We start from the raw sequence: 17,942 nt of genomic DNA, 5'->3' as shown, positions 1-17,942 counted from the left end.
AGTCTTTAATATTATTTGAAACTAAAATTAAGATAACTGGTGAAAATATGAATGTGAAAAACAGAATTGAGTATTTAGACAACTTACGATTTTTTGCAATACTTGGAATAATAGCATTTCACATTAGTATGCTATGGTATAAACCAGAAGTCTTAGGAGTAAGTATTGTAGATATTTGTGCAAAATTAGGTAAATCTGGAGTGCCTATATTTTTAATGATAAGTGGAGCTCTTCTTTTAAAGAAAAAACAATATTCTATAAAAGATTTTTACAAAAAAAGGTTTCCAAGAGTTACAATTCCTTTTTTATTCTGGATTGCAATTTACATAGTATCCATTTTATACATACATCAAATGTACAGTAATTTATTTTATGATATTGCAAAACACTTTTTTGACACTTACATGTGGTATTTTTATCTAATTGTTGGTGTTTATTTAGCACTCCCATTTATAAATGATTTTATTAATTCCAGAAATTTAAATGATGTCAAATACTTTGTAATTCTATTTATATTATCTTCAATATTTTATTTTGGATGCAGATACTTTAATATAAGCTCTTTTCTTGATTTACGTTTCTTTATAGGGGGAATTGGTTATCTAGTACTTGGTTATTATTTAGCTAATGTAAACATCAAATCTCCAAACAAAACAATAATATTATCCTTAATTTTACTTATTATTTGTTTAGTTATAAAAGTTAAATATGATAATCTAGCTATACTGGATTATATAAATGATGCATTATTCTTAAAATCAAATTTAGATATAAGTTTCTTAGAAATAGGATTATGCAGTTCAATATTTTTAATTTTTAGAAGTATGGAACTTAAGAAAATAACTACCAAAAAAATAATTAAAAAATTTGTATTGTCTATAAGTAAAGCCAGTTATGGAATGTATTTGATTCATGTAGTATTATTCATGTTTATTAAATCATGGTGGACAAAATTACCTGGAAGTGGCACTCAAATTCTTATATATTATATTGGTATAACTTTAGGATTATTCTTAATTAGTTGGATTTTAACAGTTATTTTAAGTAAAATACCTTATTTAAAAGAAATATCTGGATATCATTAACTTTTTATTTGTTGAAAATAAAAATAAATGTAATATAAAAAATTATGAGGCAATTAATAATGTCAGATAAAAAAAGATTATTCGGGACTTTTGGAGTTAGAAGAGTAGCTAATGAAGTTTTAACTCCAGAATTTGCATCAAGACTTGCAGCATGTTACGGATCAGTAGTTCAAGGAACTGTAGCTGTTGGTGGAGATACAAGAACAAGTAGTCCTATGTTAATGGAAGCTGTAAAAGCTGGACTTTTATCTTCAGGTTGTGATGTTGTAGATTTAGGAATATTACCTACACCAGGAGTTCAATATGGTGTTCGTAAATATTATGATGGTGGAGTAATGATTACTGCTTCACATAACCCTCCAAAATATAATGGAATTAAATTTTTAGATGAATTAGGTATTGGAATTCCTGATGACATGGAATTAGAAATTGAAAAGTTATATTTTGATGAAGAACCAAAAAGAGCACATTGGAGTGAAATTGGAGAATTATATCACAACGATAAAATTATTGATGAATACATCGAAGAAGCAATCAGTAAAGTAGATGTTGAAGCTATTAAAAAAGCTAACTTAAAAGTTGTTGTTGATTGTGGTTCTGGAGCAGGATCCTACACTGCACCATATTTAATTAGAAAATTAGGTTGTGATGTAACTACTCTTAATTGCCAAGCTGATGGATTTTTCCCAGGACGTGACCCTGAACCAATTGAAGAGAACTTACAAGAATTAATTAGTGTTGTAAAAGAACTTAATGCAGATATTGGTCTTGCTCATGATGGAGATGCAGACAGAACTATTTGTATTGACGAAAAAGGAAACTTTGTTCTTGGAGATAAAACATTTTCACTTGTTGAAAAACAGATGCTTAAAGAAAATAATGGTGGTACCATAGTCACAACTGTTGCAACTTCACAAGCTATTTATGATATTGCTGAAGAGTATAATGGAAATGTAATAGCTACTGCAGTTGGAGATTTACTTGTAGCACGTAAATTGAAAGATGAGGATGGGTTATTTGGTGGAGAAGAAAATGGCGGATTAATATTTCCAGACTTTGTTTATGGAAGAGATGCAGTTATGACTGTAGCTAAAATACTTGAAACAATAGCTAAAGAGAAAAAACCACTTTCAAAATTAGTTGAAGAACTTCCAGTTTACTATGCAACAAAAACAAAAATTGAATGTGCTGATGAGTTAAAAGAAGAAGTTATGAACAACATAGCTAATGAAATAAAAACCACTACAGATTTTGATCTTGATACTACCGACGGAGTTAAAATTTTAAAAGAAGATGGATGGGTAATCATAAGACCCTCAGGTACAGAACCAATTTTTAGATGCTTTGCAGAATCTGATTCACAAGAAAAAGCAGATGAAATGACCCAATGGGGTTTAAGTTTAATTAAAAAATATAAAAATTAAGAAGTATTAATTTACACCTAAAATACTTCTTTTAACCTATTTTTACTAATTGATGAGGGAGTATCCTCATTTAACCAATGTCTTGCACATGCTACTTTTTCAAGTAATACACATTGAGGAGGCATGCCCACTGTTAGTGCTTTCCATCCTCCAGAGATTAAATTTAAAGGACATGCAACACCAATAATAGCTAATTCATCTTTATCTTCAGCAGATGCATTTTGAAATGCTGAAGATTTATGTGAAACCAAATATACTTCACAATCATATTCTTTATTAATTTTAGCTATTTCACATTTATCATTACACTGGATACATACTTCCCCAAGTCTTTTTTCAACAGCCCGGCAAGTTTTTTGATTTATTTTCATACATGTTGGAAGTATTATTGCTTTTCTTTTTCTAGATTCATAATCACTTCTGGAAATTCTACCCATTATTTCAGAAGAAAGCATGTTTAAATAATATAATTCTTTAGGACTATTAAAAAATATTTTCTCTTTATTTGATTTAGGCTTATCTTCATATTTTTCTAAATAATTGTCTAATTCTAATGTATATGTTGATAAATATTTTGATGCATTTTCACAAAACCAGTCCCCCAAAATTAAATATTTAGAAAAATCAATGCTTTCCCATTTTCTTAAATAAGGAAGTTGATCATTAAAATCTCCAACATATTCCAGATAATCAATTATTTCTTTTAGAGATGAAAATTTATCACAGCAAAGATTCCAATAAACACTAACAATCAAACCTTCAAGAATAATTTCATTATCATCAAAATAAGAGTGAGCAAAATCTAAAAAATCGTCAGTTAAATGTTTAACATCTACATAATATTCATCATTAACATAATATGGAGAATCTGATTCAATCATTTTTATCAATCCTCACACTATCTAATAAGAAACTATGATACTCTTCAACTTCATCAAACATACTTTCAATTTCCTCTTTAGGAAATTCTTCATACTTTAAAAATATTTCCCATAACTTAAACATGGAAAATCCAAAATACATATTAGCTAATTTGCTAGGATTACAATCTTGTTTAATTACCTGTTTTTTTATTAAAATTTCAAAAATATTACTCCAAAAACCAATAGAATTCTCTAAAATAGTTTCTAAGAAAAATTCCTTAACTTCTTCAATTTGATACATTTGAACAAATATTAATTTTAAAATTTTCAAGACTTTACCATGGAATAATTGTTGTTTAAACATTTCTGAACCTTGATGATAAAACATTTCAGGATTTTTTTCCAAGAAAGATTTAGCCTGATTATTATCTAGTGGACTACTTTCAAAATACTCTTCAAAATACTTTAAAATAGACATTAATATTTCTTTTTTACTTGAATAATGATTATAAATTGAACTTTCTTTGATTCCTACTTCAAAAGCTATTGCTCTAATAGATACAGAATCATAACCTTTTTTAGAAAATAAATCTAATGCTGCATCAAATATTTTCTCTTTTGTTGATGTTTTCATAATACCACATAAACTAACAGTCGTTAGTTATACTATTGTTTTAATAATATATAAAACTAACAGTTGTTAGTTAAAATAATAAAAAAAATAGGAATTAACTATTCAGATACAAAGATTATAAATTTTCCAAACATTCTTCTTTTAAGAAAAATGCATCTTCATTATCAGGAGATTTAAGTAAAACCTTATTGAAACTTTCCACAGCTTCTTCAAATTTTCCTAATTCCATTAAAACTACTCCTTTATTCAATAAAAAATCAATATTATTTTTTTCTAAAGAAATAGCAGTATTAAAACATTCTAATGCTTCATCTAATTTTCCCAAATCAATATAAGCATTACCCATACGATTAATAGAACCTGCATCCAATTCAGAATCATCAAGGCAAACTTCTAAAGCTTTATCAAAAGATTCAATAGCCTCATCCAATTTACCCATATCTGACAATAAATTTCCTCTTGAGTTCCACACTTCAGGATTTTCACTATCTATCAAAATCAAATGATCATAAACATCCAATGCTTCATCAAATTTACCTAAAACTTCTAAAATAAATCCTCTCCAATATAAAACAATAGAACTATTTGGATTCACAGCAAGAGCAATATTACTAACATCTAATGCTTCATTTAATTTTCCAGAGTTAAGTAAAGCTATTGCTTTATTATTTAAAATATATTCATTATGAGGCTCAATTTCCAAAGCTTTATCATAACAATAGATTGCTTGAGTAAACCTACCTAATCTTGAAAGATTATCCCCCTGTTTATTCAATAAATAAACATCTCCAGGATCTATTTTTAATGCAGCATCATAACACATTGTAGATTTATCAAATTTTCCACTATCAAAAAGAATATCTGCTCTTTGTGTTATCATAGCTTTTTCATCAATTTTATCCCCTTTCCACTCATCAACATCCAATTTTTCAAAGTAAATAATTTGAAATTGCTCAGAATCATCAATTTGTCCAGCATACATCTTTTTAAAATCTTTTACCATTTCTTTAGCATCTTTAAATCCTTCTTTACGAGCTAAATCATCATTATCCTTCAAATCCAAATAAGGAATAGTTTGTACATCTACAACTTTAGCTTCAAAAATTTTCTTTTTTTCTTTAGATACTAAATTCCAATAGCAATAAAGCCTGTCACCTTTTTTAAGAGGAGTTTTCCAAAGCTTACGTATAGTCATAGTCTTTTTTCCAGTGATTATATCAATATCTTGACTTGAAAATGATAAGATTGGCATTTTTCTCCTCCTCGTTATTTAAATTATTTCTTCTCCAAATTCTGCAGATTTAACTTTTACAACACCATCAAAATAAGGTTTAATCATTTCAGCTAATTTCCTCAATTCATGAGGATTAGGAACTTCAACTTTTTCTAATTTAGGATCTAAAACATCCTTATTCCTAAATTGTTGAATAGTGTAAACTTCAGACTCAATGTCCATTACCAAATTAAAAATATCTTTTTTAGTATGTAAAGTTGGAACATAAGTTGTTCTAGTCTCTAAATGAACCCCATATTTATTTATTAAATTCATAGATTTATGAACTTGAGAACCTATATTAGCTCCTGTAACTTTCTTATATTTCTCAAATGGAGCTTTAATATCTAAAGATATAAAATCCAAAAGATTAAGTTTCAAAATTTCCTCAAGTTTATCAGGATAAATCCCACTAGTATCCAATTTAGTTTTAAGTCCTACTTTCCGAACATACTTCAATATTTCAATAACAGCATCATATTGAACTAATGGTTCACCACCTGAAATTACAACAGCATCAATAAAATCTGCAGATGAATCTATTTCTTGTTTAATTTCTTCAAAAGTTTGTTGAGTATTATCTTCCAAAAGTTCCACATTATGACAATAACGACAAGCTAAAGGACATTTTGACATGAAAATAACTAATGACATGTTTCCATGAAATTCAACAGAAGAAATCACAGTTCCTCCCACGTACATTAAGATAATACCTCTTTCATAATATTAATAAATTTTTCATCCTCTTCTAAAGTACAGATACTTATTCTAATCCAAAATTCATCCAAACCTTTAAATGAAGTGCAGTCTCTTACAATAACTCCGTGTTTCATGAGTTCCAACGCTAATTCAGATGCTGTAAATCCAGTATCTTTTATACCAATTAACATGAAATTAGATTTAGATGGAAAAACATTTAATGAATCTATTTTTGATAATTCATTATAAAGATATTGCCTGCTTTCAATTCCTTTTTTAATAGATGATTTTATATAGTCTTCATCTCTTAAAGTATTAAGAGCAGCCACATAAGATAACCTTGTTAATGAAAATACCGGTTTAATCCTATGCATGTATTCAATTATTTCTTCACAAGCTAAACCATAACCCACTCTCATTCCAGCAAGCCCCATTACTTTAGACATTGTTCTGATAATAAAAATATTATTAAATTCATTGATTAAATCCTTATTAGTAATTTCAGCATACTCAAAGTAAGCTTCATCCACAATAATTAAAATATCTGGATTTTGACTTGCAATTCTTTTAATATCTTCTTTGTCAATTAAAGTACCTGAAGGATTATTTGGAGTGCATAAAAAAATCATTTTTGTTTTACTATTTATAGCATCTACAATAGAATCAATGTCTAATTTATTTTCATCTAAATTCCATTTAGCATAAACTGGACGGGCACCGTACTGTTGCAATAAGTATTCATAATACATGTAAGAAGGAAGAGGTACAATAAACTCATCACCTTCATCAATAAATGTTTTCGCTAAAACATCAATTATTTCATCAGCACCATCCCCACCAACAATAACTTGAGATTGTTTAACCCCAGAGTAATTAGCTAATTCTTGTTGAAGCTCATTTAAAACAGATTCAGGATATCTATTTATATTTTTACATTCTTTTTCAATAGCCTCAATAGCTTTAGGAGAAGGGCCAAATGGATTTTCATTAGATCCTAATTTAATGATGTCTTCTTTATTTAAATTAAATTCACTAGCTATCTCATCTTGAGATTTACCTGGAACATAAGAATCCATTTCACTAACTATCATCCTTGGTTTCATTGTTTAACCTTATTTATATTGTTTTGAAAGTTCTTTATAATTATCAGCGTTTTCTTGAATATGTTGAATTTGTTCAGGAGAAACTTCTTTTATTAATTTACCTGGAACTCCTAAAATTAAACTGCCTTCAGGGAATTCTTTACCTTCACTTACAACAGCTCCTGCACCTACAATAGAATTTTTACCAATATGTGCTCCATTTAACACAGTTGCATTCATTCCAATTAAAACATTGTCTTCTAAAGTACAACCATGAACTACAGCTCCATGACCTATAGATACATTATCTCCAATTGTTATTGGAAAATCCTTACTACAATGCAACACGCAATTATCTTGCACATTAGAATTATTACCTATTTTAATAGAATCTACATCTCCCCTAAGTACTGCACCATGCCAAATTGATACATCTTCACCTAATTCAACATCACCGAATACTTGTGCACCTGGACATATTACAACAGAGTCTTTTTTATTTTCCATAATATCACCATTTAATTAATTTTTTTTCTTTTTCTTTTGAATAATATGAGTTTGTTTTTCTAATACTCTTGTATCTGAAGGTAAATCCTCATATAATAATACCCCTGATCCAATAGTAGAATTATGACCTACTTTTACACCAGGAGAGAAACTTGAATTAATACCTGTTTTAACAGAATCACCAATGATAGCTCCTAATTTACGCCTTCCACTATCAATTTTTTGATTTTTAATTTTAGTTTTAATAGTTGCATTATCAAAACGTAAATTAGCTATATTTGTTCCAGCTGCAATATTACAGTTAGAACCTATAACAGAATCCCCAACATAACTTAAGTGACTGACATTTGTATTTTCCATGATAATTGAATTTTTAATTTCAACAGCGTTACCTACATGAACATTGTCACCAAAGTAAGTATTTCCACGAATATAAGAATTAGGTCCTATGTCACAGTTTTTACCAATATATACATTTCCTTCAATATATACTCCTGCTTTAATAACACTGCCTTCATCTAAAAATACTTCACCATGAATAAATGCACCCTCTTCAATTGTTCCTTTAATTTCTGTTTTGAGTTTGCCAATTAATTCTTCATTTACTTCAATTAATTCCCATGGCCTACCTACATCAATCCAATCTTTAGATGTTTTATGTCCAATAACAGATTTACCTTCCCGGATTTGTAAAGTTACTGAATCTGTAATCTCATATTCTCCTCTTTCAGAGATTTCTGTTTTATTAATTTTATCAAATATATCTTTATTAAATATGTAAATCCCTGCATTAACAAGATTACTTGGTGCTTCTTCACGTTTTGGTTTCTCTACAATGCTTTTAATATTTCCATTTTCTATTTCAACAACACCAAATGCAGAAGGATCCTCCACTTCAGTTAAAAGCATTAATGTATCTGGTGTTAAATAATTATATTTTTTAATTATTTCATGAATAATTTCATCATCAAGAATAATATCGCCATTTAAAACTATTAAACTATCATCAATAAAATCTTCACCATATGAAATAGCATTAGCTGTTCCTAAAAAGTCTTTTTGAGTTTTATAAGAGATATTAACTCCAAATTCACTTCCATCACCAAAGTAATTTCTAACCATGTCTTCTTTATAACGTACAATAAGCAATATATCTTTTATACCATTATCTCTTAAAGACTCAATATTATACTGAATAATTGGTTTACCTGCTACTGGCAACATTGTTTTAGGTTTTGTAAGGGTTAATGGTCTCATCCTAGAACCTTCACCAGCACTTAAAATTATAGCTTTCAATTTTATTACCCCTTAAATTATTAATTTAAACTATTATACTATGTTAAGTTTATACTTATTAATTAATTTTTTTAATTGATGATGAAATCTGTCTAAAAAAAAAGATTTAAAAAAAACATGTAGAAGTATCCACATGGAAAGAAATTAAATATTTTCTTTTATAATTTTAACACAAGTTTCTTTAATAGAATGAGCTCTTGACTCATCTTTAGATTCTAAAGTTATTCTAATATAATCTTCAGTTCCAGAAGGTCTTACTAAAACCCAACTATCATCTTCAAAGGTTAATCTAACCCCATCAATTGAATTAACCTCTTTAATATCATCAAAGTTATCTTTTAACAATTCTTCCATATTTTCCATAACTGCAAATTTAGCTTCTTTAGAACAAGTTATTTTTTCACGTATATTTGGATAAGATGGAATATCTGCAAGTAATTTAGATAATTTACCTTTATTTGATACAATTTCTGCCATTCTTAAACCTGAAAGTATGCCATCAGGACACATGCAAAAATCAGGATGTAACCATGTTCCAGAAGGTTCCCCACCAAATGCAGCAGATTCTTCAATAATAACTTCAGCTACGTTAACATCTCCAACTTTAGTTCTTAAAACTCTACCATTTACTGATTCATCCATACATAAACCTGCATCTACAGTAGTAACTATATCTCCATCAAATTCTTTAGAAATTAATGCAAGTAAAGAATCAAATGGGGAAATATTACCATTTTCATCAATGGTAATCATACGATCAGCATCACCATCATGAGCAATTCCCAAATCTGCTCCAATAGATACAACAGTTTTCATCAAATTTTGTAAATTTTCAGCATTTGGTTCAGGATTTCTTCCTGGGAAAAATCCGTCAGGCTGAGAATTAAGTGTTGTTACTTCACATCCTGCTTTTCTAAAAACTAACGGAGAAATTTCACTTCCAGCACCAGAAGCACAGTCGATTACAACTTTTAATCCTGGTTTAATATCAACCATTTTAACTAAATCATCAATATATTTTCCTTTAATTTCTTCATTAACTTTTAAAGTACCTACTTTATCCCAAGTTACTGAAATATAATCCTTATTTGCATAAATTTCTTCAATTTCACTTTCTTGAACTGAAGTATATGCCATACCATTTGCATTCCAAATTTTAATACCATTATATTGTGACGGATTATGAGATGCAGTTAACATTATTCCTGCATCCGCCCCTAACTTGTTAGTTGCATAACCTACTAAAGGAGTTGGAACCATACCTATTTTAATTACATCAATCCCACTTTCAAGCAAACCTGCACAAATAGCTTGATCAAGCATTACATTAGTAGTTCTAGTATCATAACCTAAAACTACAGTTCCATCATTACCTAAATAATAAGCTAAAGATTTACCAACATTTAATGCAAGTTCACAAGTAACTTCAGAATTTATTTTTCCTCTAATTCCAGAAGTTCCAAAAAGTTTCTTAGCAACCATTAAACCAACTCATTTAAGCTCCGAATTTATGAGCATAATTCATTAAATCCATCATAATGTTCATAACATCTGATCCTCTAATTCTGCAAAGACCACCTTTTGCAACAGCTACTTCAGAATATTCACATACATCATCAACTCTTACTTCAGGACCAGTTATAATAACTGGAACTGGATCTCCAGAGTGATTCAAAACAGAAATTGGAGTTGAATGATCAGCAGTTAAAAATATATATACATCTTCAAGTTTTTTAAGTTCACTCATAACAACTTTATCAACTTTTTCAATGAAATCACGTTTCTCAATAGCTTGTCCATCATGACCTGCTTCATCTGCACCATCAATATTTATTAAAAAGAAATCATGGTCAGAATTTTTAACTTGATCAATGATTGTATCTCTAATATTTTCTAAATTAGTATCAATTCCACCAGTAACATCTTCCATTTCAATAATGTCCATACCTGCAAATCTACCAATACCCATAATAAGACCTGTTTCAGCGATACATGCAGAATTAACTTCATATTTATCATTTAAAGGTTCTACTACTGGCACTTCCCCAGCTCCACGAGGAATAATAATATTTGCTGGAGGTTCATTGTTTTCTATTCTTTTTAAGTTAACAGGATGATCTTTAATCATTTCATAAGATTTAGCTACTAATTTATTTAAAACATCTGCAGTTTTTTTAGCTTCATCAGAATCATCTAAAGCTAAAACTTCCTTAGGTTTATTTCCTTCTACTTTAGGATCAGCATCACTTACTTTATCTGAGAGACCTTCACCTCTTAATACTAAAACTGCTCTGTGACCAGTTGATTCTTTAAAAATAATTTTAATGTCAGGATAATCTTCCAAAACCATTGTATTTAACACTTCAACGATTTCATGAGTTCCCTCTCTGATTCTTCCTGCACGCCTATCAGTAACTATTCCATTTTCATCAGCTGTTGAGAAATTACATCTAAATGCAATATCTCCAGGAATAACATCTACTCCAACACCTGCTGCTTCAAAAGGACCCCTTCCAGTGTATACTTCATATGGGTCATAACCTAAAATAGATAAATGTGCAGTATCACTACCTGGTATGATACCTGGAGCTATTGAATCCATAATTCCAGTTATACCATTTTTAGCCATTTCATCCATATTTGGAGTGTTAGCTGCTTGAAGAGGGGTTTGATTATCAAATTCTTTAAGTGGACGATCCCCCATACCATCCATTACTAAAACTATTCCCTTCATAATGTCACCTTATTATAATATTTTTAAATATATTTTTCAATAGTTATAAAATTATTTAAAAAATTAGTTTAGAAACCTATTAACGGTTTAATCATAACTTTAATTAAGTTTGCAACAGAAAACAGTACAATTATCTTAACCCAAGTACGTTTATCCTTAAAAATCTCATCACCATACTTACGTTTATAATACACTACAATAATTACTGCAATAATTGCTGAAACAGCAATATCATAATTAAACTCTGCCATTGACATGATTTTACTATCTGTTTTAACTTATTAAAATAATTAATCAAACAAGCAAAATACCAATTAAAGCACCAGTAATAGTAGCTATAAGATTTACATGTTCATTAGTTAACAAATCTTTTCTTTCAAAAAGAGCTCCAAGAAAACTATCCATAAAACAACCTAAAGTTCCAGGAATAACTGCTAAAATAATAGCTAAAATAGGATCATGAACAATTCCAAGGAAAAATGCACAGATACCAACAATAGCTGCACCAACCATACCTGCAACAGTTCCTAAAACAGATACTGCACCATCAGTTCCAGGTTCTACCTTTTTAAAAGTAGTGATTAATCTAGGTTGATGTAAAACACCAATTTCACTAGCTAAAGTATCTGCTGTTGCAGTAGCTATTGCTCCAATAAATCCTCCAACAAAAGAAAGATAATAACCGCCAAATGCAGCCATCATAACTGCTACAATACCATTTGAAATAACATTTTTAGTTGTTCTCCTACCTTCAAATTCTCCTAAAGATCTTTTATAAGATTTTGAGAATTTTGTAGCTACCAAGCTTAAAATAAGAAATATTAAAATTAATAACAACCAATTAAATCCCGCTGAAAAAATAATGATAATACCCATTACAATCATGACAATTGAACCTAGAGCATCCAATGATTTTCTTTTGTATGTTAAAAATCCCAATAAAAATAGTATTAAAACATAACCCCAATTAATCATTATTAATTTTTCAACCATAATATCAACATAATAGTATTTCTAATGAATAATATAAAAATATACCTAATTTTAACCATATAATTAATATAATATATTAACCATATTCCATTATATGAGAACATTATACAAAATAATTATTATAATAGCTATTTTATTTGTAAGTTTTGAATTAAGTAGTCTATTTCAAGGTAGTTTCTTCTATATTTTAATTACATTAATTCTCCTTGCAGGTATCAGTAGTTACACAATTTCAATTTATAATGATTTAATAACTAAAAGAAATCAAGTTAAAAGTTCATGGAGTAAAATCGATGTTCAATTAAAAAGAAGAACTGATTTAATTCCAAATTTAGTGGAAGTTGTTAAAGGTTATGCAAAACATGAAAATGATACATACGCTCAAATAAGTTTAGCTAGATCATCATTAATGAATGCTAAAAGCATTCCTGATATGCAAGAATCTAATGCCCAATTATCTAGAGGTATTGCTAATTTATATGCAATTGCTGAAAGATATCCTGAATTAAAAGCAGATGCAAACTTTTTAAATCTACAAGGACAATTAACTGACACTGAAAATAAAATTGCAATTTACAGAGAAAGATTTAACAATTTTGTTTTAATTTATAATAACAGTTGTGAACAATTTCCAAGCAATATAGTTGCTCAATTATTTGGATTTAATAGTGCAAACTTTATTGAAGTTCTTGAAGAAGAAAAAATAGTACCCAAAGTTCAATTTTAATTAAATCCGTTTTTATTTTTTAGAAAAAGAAAATTTAAGTAAAAGTATTTAATTTAATACTTTACTTTTAATAATTTCCACTCTTTTAAGAGGGTAGATTTTTTTAGCATTGTGGTAAACTTCAGATGCTAATTTACCATTTACTACAAGTTTAATTAATTCATCAAATGATTTTTCAGCTGCAGTTTCAGTTAATAAATCATTGATAACTTGTCTCATGTATTTTTGTTGGGAAGATTTAGCTCTTCTTGTAGTTACTGCAAGTACATGGAGTTTAAGTTTACGATCATCTTTAGTTTTAACAACACAAGAAGCATCGATTCTACTGGTTCCTCTTCTAATCATACTTCTTACATAATCAGTAGTAGTTTTGTGACCTGTAAATTTAGTGTTTGCAGTATCTCCTGCTACATTATCAATTTCAAATCTGAGTTTAATATATTGTTTAGAGAAGTCTCCAGATAATTCCCTCATAGTAACTTCTACTCCTCTACCAATAAGGTAATCAGGATCTCTTGCTGGAGTTTCTCCAATTTCTTTATCTTCAAAGTTAACTGGTGTTTTAATAGTATACCAAGATTTTTCTTTCCATGTATCACGTACTCTACGCCTTGTTTTTGCTTTTGCCATTATATCAACCTTTTAATATTTTCCGTAATTTTTATTATCATTAAAATATAGCTATCGCTATAGTAAATTTAAAAATAGTCCACTAAATACTGCATTTGCTAAATTAACACTATACAGAATGTAAAATAAGATTATAATTAATTATAATTTTATAATCTGTTAATCGACTACTGTGAGCTCTACTCACTTCTTTTAAAGAATAATTTGTTATAAAGTTTTAAATTATTAAAACCCGCCCTTAAAGGTTATTATTACTTTTTTTCTTCATGATATATAAAACTTATCAAATAAGTAAAGATTTATATACTATAAAATTTATAACAATTGTTATTAATATTATAACTCGTGTTATTTAAATTATAGGTAGGAGGACTGAAAAAATGTGTGAAATATTTTGTTTTAATTCAAATAAAGCTACAAAAGTAAATGAATGTCTTAAATGTTTTTATGAACATTGTGATGAACATCCACATGGTTGGGGATTAGCAAATATGCATCCCAATGGAACAAAAATAAGTAAAGAACCAATTAAAGCAAAATGTAGTAAAAACTTAAAAAATATTTTATCTAACCCCATTGTTGGTAAAAATATTTTTGCACATATCAGACTAGCTACAATAGGAGAATTAATAACTCCAAATTGTCATCCTTTTACTCAGGCAGATGATAATAATAGGAGTTGGATATTAATACATAATGGAACAATCTTTGATTATCCACCATTAAACGAATATAAATCAAAAGAATATGGTGATACTGACTCTGAAAGAATTTTACTTTATATTATAGATAAAGTGAATGAAGCAGAACTTAAAAAAGGTGAACCTTTAAATACATATGAACGTTTTAATCTACTTACCAACATCCTATCAGACATGTCATTGAATAATAAATTAAACCTAATGATTTGTGATGGTGATCAAGTATACATCCATTCAAACTTAGAGGGTTCATTATATTACTTAAAAACTAATGATGGGTTGCTTTTTACAACAACTCCAATATCTAACAATGAAAACTGGGCAAAACTTCCAATAAATATATTATTTTGTCTAAAAGATGGTGAAATACTTTACAAAAGTGAAAGACACGACAATGAATATATAGAAACTCCTGAACAATTAGAATATTTAAATAAGTTTATTGATTCCATTGAAAAAAATGATGGTGAGGAAGTATGGTAAACTCTAAAATCACACCAGGAATGGTCAAAAATAAATTATATCAAGAATTTATAAATCCCACACTTCAAGGAGAAAAAGATTACATAGGCATCGAGATTGAAATTCCTATACTAAATCTTAATAAAAAAGCAGTAGATTTTAATATCGTCCACCAGATAACAGATAATTTCCAAAAAGAATTTAATTCTTTTAAAATAAATGGAATAGACTACGAAGGAAATACATACTCCCTCAAGAATAAAACCAGTGAAGATATTATTTGTTATGACTGCTCATACAATAATATTGAATTTGCAATGGGGAAACATGAAGATTTATTTGTTATTAATGAAAGGTTTTCCACTTATTATAAATTCATTAAAGAGAATTTTGAAGAATATGGGTACACATTAACTGGAATGGGGATAAATCCATATAGAAAATATAACAAAGAAATACCAATACCAAATGAACGTTATTTAATGTTATATCATCATTTAAATTCTTATCCAGAATATAAAAACTGTCAAATGCATTTTCATAAATATCCCGGATATGGAATGTTCTCTAGTGCTTCACAAGTTCAATTAGATGTTTCATATGACAATCTTGTAAAAACAATTAATGTATTTTCTAAAATAGAACCAATAAAAGCATTATTATTCTCAAATTCGATTTTACTTGAAGAAAATAATAATATAATTTGTTATAGGGATGCTTTATGGGAATACAGTACCCATGGAGTAAATCCCCACAACATTGGAATGTATGATATTAATTTTAAGAATGTTGAAGAATTAGAAACATATCTTGAATCATTGAATATTTACTCAATAATGCGTAATGGGAAATATATTAATTTCCCAACAATGAATTTACAAGATTACTTTAAACAAAAAACCGTAAAAGGAGAATTTTATAATGGGCATGATTATGAAAGTATTGAAATAAAACCATCCCTAAATGACATTAATTATTTAAGAGCATTTAAATTTATTAATTTAACATTTAGAGGAACAATTGAATTTAGAAGTGTGTGTACTCAGCCAATTCAAGATTCTATGAGCGTAGCTGCTTTTCATTTAGGGCTTAAACATAATCTTGATAATTTAAATGAATTAATTGAAACTGACAATATACTTTATCATAAAGGTTACACAGCTAATGAACTTCGTAAATTATTAATTAAAGAAAACCTACCAAGCTTTATAAATAAAAATGATGCTTATAAACTAGCTAAAGAAGTTCTTGATTTATCTAAAGAAGGTCTTGAAAAACGTGGGAAAGGTGAAGAAAAATTCTTAAAACCTTTATATAAACGGTTAAAAATCAAACAAACCCTGGAAAAGATATGTTAAAATCAATAAAAAAAGGAATCCATTTAGAAAAACTTATAAAAGAATATGGTAGATTAAGAGGTACAGCATGAATCCCTTTTGTTTAAGTAACATTAACAAACATTTAACAAGTGAAGAATTGTTAAAAGGCTCATTTGGTATTGAGTGGGAAAGCCTAAGAGCATATTCTGATGGAAAATTGTCTCTTAGGCCCCATCCTTCTGTTTTTGGAGATAAATCTAGTAATCCTTTTATCACAACAGATTTTTCAGAAAGTCAAATAGAAATCATAACTCCAACCTTTGATTCTATTGATGAAGCCTATGAAATTTTTACATTACTATCTGACCTTGTAAATATTTCACTTCCTGAAGATGAATATCTATGGTTTCAATCTCTCCCATGTATTCTTCCATACTTCGATAAAATCCCTATTGCAAAGTATGATGAAACAAATAAAGACAATGAAAACTATAGAAAAAAATTAGCTAGAAAATATGGTGTTCAAAAACAGTTGATCTCTGGAGTACATTTCAATTTTTCATTTAAAGAAGACATAATAAAAAAATTATACAAAAAAACAAAAACAAACTATACATACAAAGAATTTAAAAATGAAGTCTATTTAAAAATAGCCCGTAATTATTTAAGACATGTGTGGCTTATAATTTATCTTACAGGATGTTCAATAGGTGCTCATAAGACATTTTCTCCCGAATGTATACACCTAATGAATAAAAAAGACTTCAAAGGTAGTTTTTATAGTAAAAATGGACCTTCATTTAGAAATGCATCATGTGGTTATAAAAATAAAAAGCACTTATATCCCTCTTACAAAACAGTTGAGGAATTTACTCATGATGTTCAAAAGTACATAAATACTGGAATACTTTCAAAACCAAAAGAATTATATACACAAATCCGATTGAAACCTAAAAATCCTTTAGATTTATTAGAATCTTTAAAAAAGGATGGTATTGAGTATATTGAAATAAGAACTTTAGATATAAACCCTTTTTATAAATGGGGTATGCCGAAAATTGATATGAAGTTCTTACATTTATTCATTTTATATATGCTCATTAAAGATGAATCAGATTATGTAAATTGGCAAAAAGAAAGTATAATAAATGAAGAACGAAGTGCTGAACGAGCATATGATGAAAATATGAGATTGATTAAGGATGGTGATGAAATAACCTTAAAAAAATGGGCTTTAGAGCTAATTAATGAAATGGATTATGTACTCAATCAATTAAACATCAATGAACATTTTCTTTTAAATCAAATGAAAGCAAGAATTGAAAATCCTCACTTAACATATGGAAAAAAATTGTTGAAAATGATTGAAAAAGAAGGTTATATAAACAGTCAAATGAAATTATTTAAAAATAATAAAAAATCAAGCAAAAACTCATTAAAACAAAAAGAGTTAATTGCAAAATATGCTCCAGTAGCACTAGCTGGAAAATAAGGAGTGTTAAAACTCCTTATC

Annotated in this window: 18 protein-coding genes; 6 read left to right on the top strand and 12 right to left on the bottom strand. The window is 28.2% G+C overall.

Annotated elements, in window-relative coordinates; genetic code table 11:
* The first annotated feature begins 47 nt into the window (after positions 1-47).
* Both Q0984_RS06850 and glmM (Q0984_RS06845) read left to right on the top strand, forming a co-directional pair.
* Positions 48-1,085, top strand: a complete 1,038-nt coding sequence (locus tag Q0984_RS06850) for an acyltransferase (RefSeq protein ID WP_299525542.1) — start codon at positions 48-50, stop codon at positions 1,083-1,085.
* 44 nt (positions 1,086-1,129) lie between these two features.
* Entirely contained in the window at positions 1,130-2,509 is a 1,380-nt protein-coding gene (glmM, locus tag Q0984_RS06845; RefSeq protein WP_299525539.1) for a phosphoglucosamine mutase, read from the top strand.
* A 17-nt stretch (positions 2,510-2,526) separates the two neighbouring features.
* Here the strand turns inward: glmM (Q0984_RS06845) and Q0984_RS06840 are convergent, their stop codons facing one another.
* The 11 genes from Q0984_RS06840 to Q0984_RS06790 all read right to left on the bottom strand — a co-directional run bounded on the left by Q0984_RS06840 (position 2,527) and on the right by Q0984_RS06790 (position 12,590).
* The gene (locus tag Q0984_RS06840; protein ID WP_299525536.1) at positions 2,527-3,390 is read right to left on the bottom strand and encodes a DUF116 domain-containing protein; all 864 of its coding nucleotides are present in this window, start codon (positions 3,388-3,390) and stop codon (positions 2,527-2,529) included.
* Positions 3,383-4,006, bottom strand: coding sequence for a TetR/AcrR family transcriptional regulator (locus tag Q0984_RS06835; protein ID WP_299525533.1), 624 nt, complete (start codon positions 4,004-4,006; stop codon positions 3,383-3,385). The genes Q0984_RS06840 and Q0984_RS06835 overlap by 8 nt, the downstream gene beginning before the upstream one ends.
* Before the next feature lie 115 nt (positions 4,007-4,121).
* Positions 4,122-5,258: a tetratricopeptide repeat protein gene (locus Q0984_RS06830; RefSeq protein WP_299525530.1), complete on the bottom strand. Its 1,137-nt coding sequence runs from the start codon at positions 5,256-5,258 to the stop codon at positions 4,122-4,124.
* Between the two features lie 18 nt (positions 5,259-5,276).
* Positions 5,277-5,981 carry an anaerobic ribonucleoside-triphosphate reductase activating protein gene (locus tag Q0984_RS06825; protein ID WP_299525527.1) on the bottom strand — a complete coding sequence of 235 codons (705 nt, stop codon included), beginning with the start codon at positions 5,979-5,981 and terminating at the stop codon, positions 5,277-5,279.
* Positions 5,981-7,081 (bottom strand): histidinol-phosphate transaminase, encoded by a 1,101-nt coding sequence (hisC, locus tag Q0984_RS06820; RefSeq protein ID WP_299525524.1) that lies wholly within the window; start codon positions 7,079-7,081, stop codon positions 5,981-5,983. The genes Q0984_RS06825 and hisC overlap by 1 nt, the downstream gene beginning before the upstream one ends.
* A 9-nt stretch (positions 7,082-7,090) precedes the next feature.
* Positions 7,091-7,567 carry a gamma carbonic anhydrase family protein gene (locus tag Q0984_RS06815; RefSeq protein WP_299525521.1) on the bottom strand — a complete coding sequence of 159 codons (477 nt, stop codon included), beginning with the start codon at positions 7,565-7,567 and terminating at the stop codon, positions 7,091-7,093.
* Positions 7,568-7,582: 15 nt separating this feature from the next.
* The gene (gene glmU, locus Q0984_RS06810; RefSeq protein ID WP_299525765.1) at positions 7,583-8,869 is read right to left on the bottom strand and encodes a bifunctional sugar-1-phosphate nucleotidylyltransferase/acetyltransferase; all 1,287 of its coding nucleotides are present in this window, start codon (positions 8,867-8,869) and stop codon (positions 7,583-7,585) included.
* Positions 8,870-9,007: 138 nt separating this feature from the next.
* Positions 9,008-10,345 (bottom strand): phosphoglucosamine mutase, encoded by a 1,338-nt coding sequence (gene glmM / locus Q0984_RS06805; protein WP_299525518.1) that lies wholly within the window; start codon positions 10,343-10,345, stop codon positions 9,008-9,010.
* Positions 10,346-10,358: 13 nt separating this feature from the next.
* Positions 10,359-11,597 carry a 2,3-bisphosphoglycerate-independent phosphoglycerate mutase gene (locus tag Q0984_RS06800; protein ID WP_299525515.1) on the bottom strand — a complete coding sequence of 413 codons (1,239 nt, stop codon included), beginning with the start codon at positions 11,595-11,597 and terminating at the stop codon, positions 10,359-10,361.
* Positions 11,598-11,665: 68 nt separating this feature from the next.
* The gene (locus Q0984_RS06795; RefSeq protein ID WP_299525512.1) at positions 11,666-11,854 is read right to left on the bottom strand and encodes a hypothetical protein; all 189 of its coding nucleotides are present in this window, start codon (positions 11,852-11,854) and stop codon (positions 11,666-11,668) included.
* Between the two features lie 37 nt (positions 11,855-11,891).
* Entirely contained in the window at positions 11,892-12,590 is a 699-nt protein-coding gene (locus Q0984_RS06790) for a TIGR00297 family protein (protein ID WP_299525509.1), read from the bottom strand.
* Between the two features lie 94 nt (positions 12,591-12,684).
* On the opposite strand from Q0984_RS06790, the gene Q0984_RS06785 reads away from it, so the two are divergent.
* Complete coding sequence (locus Q0984_RS06785) at positions 12,685-13,317, top strand: LemA family protein (RefSeq protein WP_299525506.1); 633 nt, start codon at positions 12,685-12,687, stop codon at positions 13,315-13,317.
* A gap of 48 nt (positions 13,318-13,365) precedes the next feature.
* Here Q0984_RS06785 and Q0984_RS06780 read toward each other — a convergent pair whose 3' ends face one another.
* Positions 13,366-13,947: a 30S ribosomal protein S3ae gene (locus Q0984_RS06780; protein WP_299525504.1), complete on the bottom strand. Its 582-nt coding sequence runs from the start codon at positions 13,945-13,947 to the stop codon at positions 13,366-13,368.
* A 380-nt stretch (positions 13,948-14,327) separates the two neighbouring features.
* Between Q0984_RS06780 and Q0984_RS06775 the strand changes: the two genes are divergently transcribed.
* From Q0984_RS06775 to Q0984_RS06765, 3 genes are all read left to right on the top strand, one after another.
* Positions 14,328-15,131, top strand: coding sequence for a class II glutamine amidotransferase (locus tag Q0984_RS06775; protein ID WP_299525502.1), 804 nt, complete (start codon positions 14,328-14,330; stop codon positions 15,129-15,131).
* Complete coding sequence (locus Q0984_RS06770; protein WP_299525500.1) at positions 15,125-16,468, top strand: hypothetical protein; 1,344 nt, start codon at positions 15,125-15,127, stop codon at positions 16,466-16,468. The genes Q0984_RS06775 and Q0984_RS06770 overlap by 7 nt, the downstream gene beginning before the upstream one ends.
* A 67-nt stretch (positions 16,469-16,535) precedes the next feature.
* Positions 16,536-17,921, top strand: coding sequence for a glutamate--cysteine ligase (locus Q0984_RS06765; RefSeq protein WP_299525499.1), 1,386 nt, complete (start codon positions 16,536-16,538; stop codon positions 17,919-17,921).
* Positions 17,922-17,942 lie beyond the last annotated feature (21 nt).

The organism is uncultured Methanobrevibacter sp., from assembly GCF_934746965.1.
In the GTDB taxonomy this organism is placed as follows: domain Archaea; phylum Methanobacteriota; class Methanobacteria; order Methanobacteriales; family Methanobacteriaceae; genus Methanocatella.
Note: the sequence above shows the minus strand (reverse complement) of the source record. Positions and strands in the feature narration are given on the sequence as shown.

Excerpts from the sequence above, each read along its gene's own strand:
- Q0984_RS06815 (WP_299525521.1), bottom strand. The coding sequence starts at position 7,567 with ATGGAAAATAAAAAAGACTCTGTTGTAATATGTCCAGGTGCACAAGTA.
- glmM (WP_299525518.1), bottom strand. The coding sequence starts at position 10,345 with ATGGTTGCTAAGAAACTTTTTGGAACTTCTGGAATTAGAGGAAAAATA.
- Q0984_RS06850 (WP_299525542.1), top strand. The coding sequence starts at position 48 with ATGAATGTGAAAAACAGAATTGAGTATTTAGACAACTTACGATTTTTT.
- Q0984_RS06825 (WP_299525527.1), bottom strand. The coding sequence starts at position 5,981 with ATGTACGTGGGAGGAACTGTGATTTCTTCTGTTGAATTTCATGGAAAC.
- Q0984_RS06780 (WP_299525504.1), bottom strand. The coding sequence starts at position 13,947 with ATGGCAAAAGCAAAAACAAGGCGTAGAGTACGTGATACATGGAAAGAA.
- Q0984_RS06790 (WP_299525509.1), bottom strand. The coding sequence starts at position 12,590 with ATGGTTGAAAAATTAATAATGATTAATTGGGGTTATGTTTTAATACTA.
- Q0984_RS06775 (WP_299525502.1), top strand. The coding sequence starts at position 14,328 with ATGTGTGAAATATTTTGTTTTAATTCAAATAAAGCTACAAAAGTAAAT.
- Q0984_RS06830 (WP_299525530.1), bottom strand. The coding sequence starts at position 5,258 with ATGCCAATCTTATCATTTTCAAGTCAAGATATTGATATAATCACTGGA.
- hisC (WP_299525524.1), bottom strand. The coding sequence starts at position 7,081 with ATGAAACCAAGGATGATAGTTAGTGAAATGGATTCTTATGTTCCAGGT.
- Q0984_RS06840 (WP_299525536.1), bottom strand. The coding sequence starts at position 3,390 with ATGATTGAATCAGATTCTCCATATTATGTTAATGATGAATATTATGTA.
- Q0984_RS06835 (WP_299525533.1), bottom strand. The coding sequence starts at position 4,006 with ATGAAAACATCAACAAAAGAGAAAATATTTGATGCAGCATTAGATTTA.
- Q0984_RS06765 (WP_299525499.1), top strand. The coding sequence starts at position 16,536 with ATGAATCCCTTTTGTTTAAGTAACATTAACAAACATTTAACAAGTGAA.
- Q0984_RS06770 (WP_299525500.1), top strand. The coding sequence starts at position 15,125 with ATGGTAAACTCTAAAATCACACCAGGAATGGTCAAAAATAAATTATAT.
- glmM (WP_299525539.1), top strand. The coding sequence starts at position 1,130 with ATGAGGCAATTAATAATGTCAGATAAAAAAAGATTATTCGGGACTTTT.
- Q0984_RS06785 (WP_299525506.1), top strand. The coding sequence starts at position 12,685 with ATGAGAACATTATACAAAATAATTATTATAATAGCTATTTTATTTGTA.
- Q0984_RS06795 (WP_299525512.1), bottom strand. The coding sequence starts at position 11,854 with ATGTCAATGGCAGAGTTTAATTATGATATTGCTGTTTCAGCAATTATT.
- Q0984_RS06800 (WP_299525515.1), bottom strand. The coding sequence starts at position 11,597 with ATGAAGGGAATAGTTTTAGTAATGGATGGTATGGGGGATCGTCCACTT.